The sequence below is a fragment of the Microcystis sp. M113S1 genome (genome assembly GCF_020246945.1).
GTDB lineage: Bacteria > Cyanobacteriota > Cyanobacteriia > Cyanobacteriales > Microcystaceae > Microcystis.
Genome location: NZ_JADBSA010000370.1, coordinates 1 through 6,680, shown reverse-complemented (window position 1 = coordinate 6,680; position 6,680 = coordinate 1). Strand labels below are relative to the sequence as shown.

The window sequence follows — 6,680 nt, the reverse complement described above, 5'->3', positions numbered from 1 at the left end:
CCCACCGAAAAACTTTTTGCCGCAAACCCTATCTAGAATTTGCTGAATAAATCTAAAAACCTTGTTGTAGAAGACTTTTAGACTTTTTTCCCCTCAAAAAGTGCCAGATATGGGAGTGATCAGGGGGAAAATTCCGGGACTTTTTCCCTGAAAATTAGGTAGTTGACCACCTGAAAATCGGTAAAACCCATCCCCCATCCCCCAACCCCCAACCCCCAACCCCCACCGAAAAACTTTTTGCCGCAAACCCTATCTAGAATGGCTCTCTTGTCCTGTGTCTAAGTTGATTAGTGACTAGGCCTCCGAGACCCGGAATAATTTAACTGTCACCCTAGAGACAAAACTTAAATATCCAAGGAGAAAATTGATGATTGCCACCACTGACAATAACTCCAATCAACCTCTGGCTAGTTTGCGGGAAATACAAGAACTTTCCATCGCAATTACAGCCAAAAGCCTCAATCCTGCCATGCTAACGGTTGATTTCCTCAAATATTCGGGAATAGTTCCCCCCGACTGGGAATTAAATGGCCAGCCGGTACTCAATCCTAATTACGCTCAAGTTAGTTTTCAAAATGGTATCAGCATCGTCGCCCAACCCCGGACAATTACCTTTGTGGAGATAATTAACTCTCCCGATAGCCTGAACCTGAAACTGCCAGAAATTGTTGGTTTATATCTAGATAAACTCCCTTTAGCCGAATATCAAGCCCTGAGTATCGCCCCGAAAAGCATTGTTCCTCTCCCTAGTAGCCCCGATGCCGCTAAAAAATATATCACCGAAACTCTTCTCGCCCCCGGTCCCTGGCACAATTTCGGTACAGCCCCTCTACAAGCCGGCATCAATCTACTTTATCAGTTAGAAACCTCTCAGCTATCCGTGGCGATTAACGAGGCAAAATTGCAATTACCCGATGGTAAAACCTTAGCGGTGCTATTATTTGCTGGTAACTTTAACTATAATCTGGCCGAGGGCGGCGATCGATTAAATCTGCTCAAACAATATCTGGGACAATGGCAAAAAGATCTAGAGATTTTCCGAGAATTAGTCACTCAACGCTTTCTGGAAAGACAACTCCCGGTTTTCCCCTCTAATATCAATCTGCCCCTAGGACCCCAAGGTGGACTGTAATCAGTCATCAGTCATCAGTCATCAGCAATCAGTAATCAGTCAGAAAAATCTTTAGACCTCCTGCAAAAGTAAGTTCTCGAACCGCTATCAGGTCAAAATATCTAAGAACTCAGATAAATTTGACATAATCTTAGGTTTTATGGATAGGAAGTTGTCTCTTTTCTTTTGGAAGATTTTTGATTTCTGCAAGAGATATATTACTGCCGATAACCTAAAACACATCCACCCCCCCAAACCCTTGCATTTTGGCATTAGCGGCTTCCCCACAGCTGCGCGGGGTGGGGAATAATTTCCCCGGGTTAGCTAAACCTTTGGGATTAAAGCAATCCCGCACATAGCCCATAGTTTCTAAGTCAATCTCGTTGAACATGGCGGGCATATAACAATTTTTATCGATGCCGATACCATGTTCGCCCGATAAACTGCCCCCAACCCGCACACAAAGTTTGAGAATTTCACCGCCTAATTCTTCCACTTCTTCCCAGGCCCCCTCTACCTTATTATCGTAGAGAATCAACGGGTGTAAATTGCCATCACCAGCGTGGAAAACATTGGCGATTTTATAACCGTATTTTTCACTTAAAGCCTTAATTTCCTGAAGAACATACACCAATTGAGTGCGGGGAATCACCCCATCTTGCACAAAATAATTAGGGCTAATTTTCCCCGCCGCCGCAAAAGCCGCTTTTCTGCCCTTCCAGAGTTTAAAGCGGGTTTCGGCATCATTAGCCGTGGTGATATTTCTCGCCCCATTTTGACGGCAAATCTCGGCAACCCGCTGCTTATTCCTGGTTACTTCTACCCCTAAACCATCCAATTCCACTAATAAAACTGACTCGGCATCCCGGGGATAACAGCCGGTAGCCACCACGTCTTCCACGGCGTTAATACTGAGATTATCCATAATCTCCATCCCCGCCGGAATCATTCCTGATTTAATAATATCCGCCACCGCTTGGCCCGCCGCCTCGATACTGGTAAAATCGGCCAGTAAAACACAGATAGACTCGGGAGTTTTCAGAATTCTTAAGGTGATTTCCGTGGCGATGCCTAAAGTTCCCTCGGAACCCACAAATAAACCGGTTAAATCGTAGCCCGGTTGTTCTGGTACCGCACCCCCCACATCGATAATTGAACCGTCGGGAAGGACGATTTTTAAGCCCATAACGTGATTGGTAGTCACACCGTATTTTAAACAGTGAACCCCGCCGGAATTTTCTGCCACATTACCGCCGATCGAGCAGATAATTTGACTAGAGGGATCCGGTGCATAATAAAATCCTGCCCCGCTTACTGCTTGCGTCACCCAATTATTAATCACCCCGGGCTGTACCACCACCCTTTGATTATCTAAATCAACCCCCAGAATCTGATTCATCCGCGCCGTGACGATGAGAATCCCCTCTTCTAAGGGTAACGCCCCTCCCGATAAGCCCGTTCCCGCACCCCTCGCTACCCAGGCAATCTCGTTATCGTGACAGAGTTTCACCACCGCCGCAATTTCTGCGGTGCTGCGGGGCAATACCACAAGAGCGGGTCTTTGTCTGTATCCTGTGATACCATCGCACTCGTAGGTTAATAATTCATCTTTGCGCCGGATGACTCCATCTTTGCCAAGAATCGCTTCTAGCTGTTTGATCAGGTTGGGGGAGATTTTCGGGGGATTTTTGAGTAACATAGGTTTCAGGGTGGCGGAGTCGCCATAAAATCGCTCTATAGGTTAAAATATCGCAAAAAAGCCTGAAAGCTTTAAAAATTGCTCTCTCCTATTTTAACACGAAAAAAGACGGGAGCTTGGTAGCCCCGTCGTTTCAACACGGGGCGGAAAAGCGACGCGAGCGGATTTATCCGCCGTCCTAATGTCTGTCATGATGTGGGTCATTAATATAAGCCATTACTTTTGCTGTACTAACTTTACCAGAAGTGTCATAAAAATAGCTTTTTGTCCAAAGAGAGGGTAGTTTTGTTAATTCTGGAAATTCTTCTCTTAGCATTCTTGAACTTCTTCCTTTAAAAGCCTTGACCACTTCAGATATAGCTGTTTTCTCATCATATTCTACTAACAAGTGAACATGATCTGGGGCTATCTCTTTAGCCTTAATAATCCAACCTTTATCAGATGCAACCGATTCCAAGATTGTTGCTAATCTTAGTTTAATGTCGCCCCTTAGCACTGGCTTACGACGTTTGGGAATCCAAACTAAGTGAATAGTTGCAAGCCCTACCGAATGGTTGTTGTGTCTATATCCAAACGAATCTTTTCTCATATATACTGGTTGATAGCTTGACAGTAGACAACCAATAGGTTAACATGAATATTATTCCGTTAGCAGGAGTAAATTAAATTGTTTGGATGCCAGCAGGTTTTAATTAAAGCAGACAAAGAGACAAGAGCAATTATTGAATATCTATGTCGTGAGTCGAATAGTTTATACAATTGTTCTGTTTATTATGCTCGTCAAATTTGGTTGAAGACGGGTAAGATTGTTACTGGATTTGCTATGACAAAAGAAATGAAGTTTAATCCTCACTTTAAGGCTGGATATGCTTCGTCAATGCAGCAAACTTGCTTAAATGTTGGTGAATCCTTTAAATCTTTTAAGAAACTTTTAAAAAAGTCTATTAAAGGAGAGTTAAATCAAAAGCCTAATGTCCCGAAGTATCGTAAAAGCGGAGGATTGTTTACGGTTACTTATCCTAAAAAATGGTTAAAGTTAATCGAGGGCAAAATAAGGTTCCCTCTAGGAGAGCAAGTTAGAGCGTGGTTTGGATTAACAGAATTTTTTCTGCCTTTTCCTGTTAATTTAAAATGGGAATTAATTAAAGAAGTCAGAATAGTTCCTAGAAATACTTGTCTTTATGCAGAATTTGTTTATCAACAAATACATTGTGAACTCAAAGAGGGGCAAAGCCTACCGACGCATCTTGACTCAACCAAGGTACTAGGGATAGATCACGGATTAAATAATTGGTTAACTTGTGTTTCTAATATTGAAACCAGCTTTATTATTGATGGAAAACATCTTAAATCGGTTAACCAATGGTACAACAAACAAATAGCGACATTGAAAGAAGGAAAACCTAAAGGATTTTGGTCAAGAACTTTAGCTCATGTCACCGAAAAACGTAATCAACAAATGAGAGATGCCGTTAATAAAGCAGCCAGAATAGTAATCAATCATTGTCTTATCCATGGTATTGGTACTATTGTTTTTGGCTGGAATCAAGGTCAGAAAAACGAGTCAAATATGGGGGCGAAAAATAATCAAAAGTTTGTACAAATTCCCACAGCTAAACTTAAGGAAAGAATTGTTCAACTTGGCGAACAATACGACATTAAATTTGTTGAGACGGAAGAAAGTTATACCTCAAAAGCTTCTTTTTTGGACAATGATGAGCTACCTAAATATGGTGAAAAACCCGACGGGTGGCAGTCTTCAGGAAAACGAATTAAGCGCGGTTTATATCGTACTGCTGATAATTGGTTAGTCAATGCCGATTGTAACGGCGGCGCAAATATTCTAAGAAAAGTAAAGACAATGCTTAAATTAGATTTGAGCAGAGTTACTAGAGGCATCTTGACAATGCCCATCAGAATTAGATTTTGGTCTAATTCTGTGCTAGAATCTGCGTCGCTTTAGCGCGCAGAGTGTCAATAGAACCCCTTCCTCTGTAGATAGGGTCTGTTGAATAAATCTAAAAACCTTGTCGGATAACACTTTTGGACTTTTTTGACCTCAAAAAGTGCCTGACATTGGAGTGATCGGGGGGGAAATTTCAGGCACTTTTTCCCTGAAAATTAGGTAATTGACCACCTCAAAATGGTTAAAACCCCACACCCCACACTCCACACCCTACACCCTGTCCCCACTAAAAGACTTTTTGCCGCAAACCCTAGATAGAAACCTGCAAGGGTCTAGATTCATAGAGAAAATTGCCGATAAATTTCCCAGTGCTTACCGTTATGAATTAGGAGGGTAATTTCATCGATCATCACCTCAAAAAATAGCTCTTGATTAGCATATTTTGACCAAGCTTTCCAGAAATTATCTTTAGTTAAATCTCGGAAGCCAACGGTTAAATGGGGCGCAAAAGCTCGGCTTTTTGAGGCATTATCAATGATATTCAGGGAAGATTCTAGCTGCTGTAAAAGCCGTTTTTGCAGGGTTAATAATTCTGGGGTTTTCTGGACATTAATATAAATGACTCGCGGTTTAAAGGCGGCAAAATTCTGGAGAATTAGGGGAATAGGAGCGTGCAAGCGGGCAAATTCCTCTAAACATCTTTCTAAATCCGGTAATTGTCCTAAATTCCACCGGAAAGGGGGTTGGAGAGTGACGTGGGGAGGCGATTTCAGGGCGGCACGACTATTGTAAATTTCTGCAAACTCTAACTTGATTTTTGTGGCAATTTCCTGTACCTCTCGCGGCGGCAAAAGCGCAATAAAAAATAGAGATCCCTGGGGTTGATTCATGGAGACAAGCAAGGTAGAGAAATGAAGATATTATCTCGATTCTAGCAATCTTCAACAACTCTAACTAATTGTATAGCTCTGTTACATTGCACCATTGACTGCCAAGATTAATCGGTATAATTATATGGTTGTTAATCAGTCCTAGTCTCCTGAGAATTTATGCCCTGGTTTGTCAAGATAGAAAAAGGCATTGTTGATAAAACTACCTTCGATCGCTATGTCAGCGCCCATAAGGACTATGTGCGTGATTTAATTAGCCAAGGACGAGCAGCAAAAACCGGTTATTGGGCAGAAAGGGGCGGCGGAATGTTATTATTTCAGGCCGATTCTCTTGAGGAGGCCCAAGCAATTATAGTTCGCGATCCTTTAATTGAGAATGGTTGTGTGGAATACGAACTCCATGAATGGCGAATTGTCGTAGAATAGTCGGGTGAGCCATGGCACTTATCTGGTATCAATTGTGTAAAATATTTACTAATAAAAACAATTGGCTTAAATCAGTCTTTAAACCCCTAGCTTGATGATGACTTTTCTGATCAATATCTTTTTGAAGCTGTGTTCGGACCACTCAAATATCACTCTAACACAGAAAAAACCAGCCCTCCACAGGGAGAAATTAGCTCCACCGTGGGAGAGGCATCTTGCCGGTCGGAAAACTGTTTCCTGGTTCCTCAATCTTTCACAAAACCATAAATTTATTATACAATAGCCGAATAGAGGTTAGATAAAAAAGATGAGCGAATCAGTAACAATTGCAGATATTTACCAATTGTTCCGCACTTCTGCTGAGGAGTTTGATCGTCGTTTAAGAGAAAGCGATCGCCGGATTGAGCAAGCCAAATTAGAAAGCGATCGCCGGATTGAGCAAGCCAAATTAGAAAGCGATCGCACTATAGCAGAACTGAAGCGTACAGTAGAACAAACCAACCGTGCGGTAAATAGCCTGACTACGCGATGGGGACGCTTTGTGGAAGAATTAGTCCAACCGGCGGTTTTGCGACTGTTTCAGGAAAAAGGTATTGATATTAAAGAAATTTATCCCCGCGCTAGGGTTAAACGTCAAGGTATTGGGAT

General features: G+C 42.2%; 7 protein-coding genes. 4 read left to right on the top strand and 3 right to left on the bottom strand.

What is annotated here, in order from left to right; genetic code table 11:
* Positions 1 to 367: 367 nt before the first annotated feature.
* A complete protein-coding gene (locus IM319_RS18670; protein ID WP_287687823.1) occupies positions 368 to 1,132 on the top strand; it encodes a hypothetical protein in 765 nt (254 codons plus the stop codon).
* 211 nt (positions 1,133 to 1,343) lie between these two features.
* Here the strand turns inward: IM319_RS18670 and glcD are convergent, their stop codons facing one another.
* Together glcD and tnpA are read right to left on the bottom strand one after the other, a co-directional pair.
* Positions 1,344 to 2,810: a glycolate oxidase subunit GlcD gene (gene glcD, locus IM319_RS18665; protein WP_287736544.1), complete on the bottom strand. Its 1,467-nt coding sequence runs from the start codon at positions 2,808 to 2,810 to the stop codon at positions 1,344 to 1,346.
* A gap of 178 nt (positions 2,811 to 2,988) precedes the next feature.
* On the bottom strand, positions 2,989 to 3,399 hold the full coding sequence (gene tnpA, locus IM319_RS18660) for an IS200/IS605 family transposase (protein WP_158199126.1): 411 nt from the start codon (positions 3,397 to 3,399) through the stop codon (positions 2,989 to 2,991).
* A 78-nt stretch (positions 3,400 to 3,477) separates the two neighbouring features.
* Here tnpA and IM319_RS18655 point away from each other — a divergent pair, with 78 nt between their 5' ends.
* Positions 3,478 to 4,773, top strand: coding sequence for an RNA-guided endonuclease InsQ/TnpB family protein (locus IM319_RS18655; protein ID WP_287736543.1), 1,296 nt, complete (start codon positions 3,478 to 3,480; stop codon positions 4,771 to 4,773).
* Positions 4,774 to 5,054: 281 nt separating this feature from the next.
* Here IM319_RS18655 and IM319_RS18650 read toward each other — a convergent pair whose 3' ends face one another.
* A complete protein-coding gene (locus IM319_RS18650) occupies positions 5,055 to 5,606 on the bottom strand; it encodes a 2'-5' RNA ligase family protein (RefSeq protein WP_287736542.1) in 552 nt (183 codons plus the stop codon).
* Between the two features lie 159 nt (positions 5,607 to 5,765).
* Between IM319_RS18650 and IM319_RS18645 the strand changes: the two genes are divergently transcribed.
* Both IM319_RS18645 and IM319_RS18640 read left to right on the top strand, forming a co-directional pair.
* Positions 5,766 to 6,032: a YciI family protein gene (locus tag IM319_RS18645; protein ID WP_002776115.1), complete on the top strand. Its 267-nt coding sequence runs from the start codon at positions 5,766 to 5,768 to the stop codon at positions 6,030 to 6,032.
* Positions 6,033 to 6,339: 307 nt separating this feature from the next.
* The coding region (locus tag IM319_RS18640) for a DUF3782 domain-containing protein (RefSeq protein WP_287736541.1) at positions 6,340 to 6,680 on the top strand (341 nt) is incomplete at its 3' end.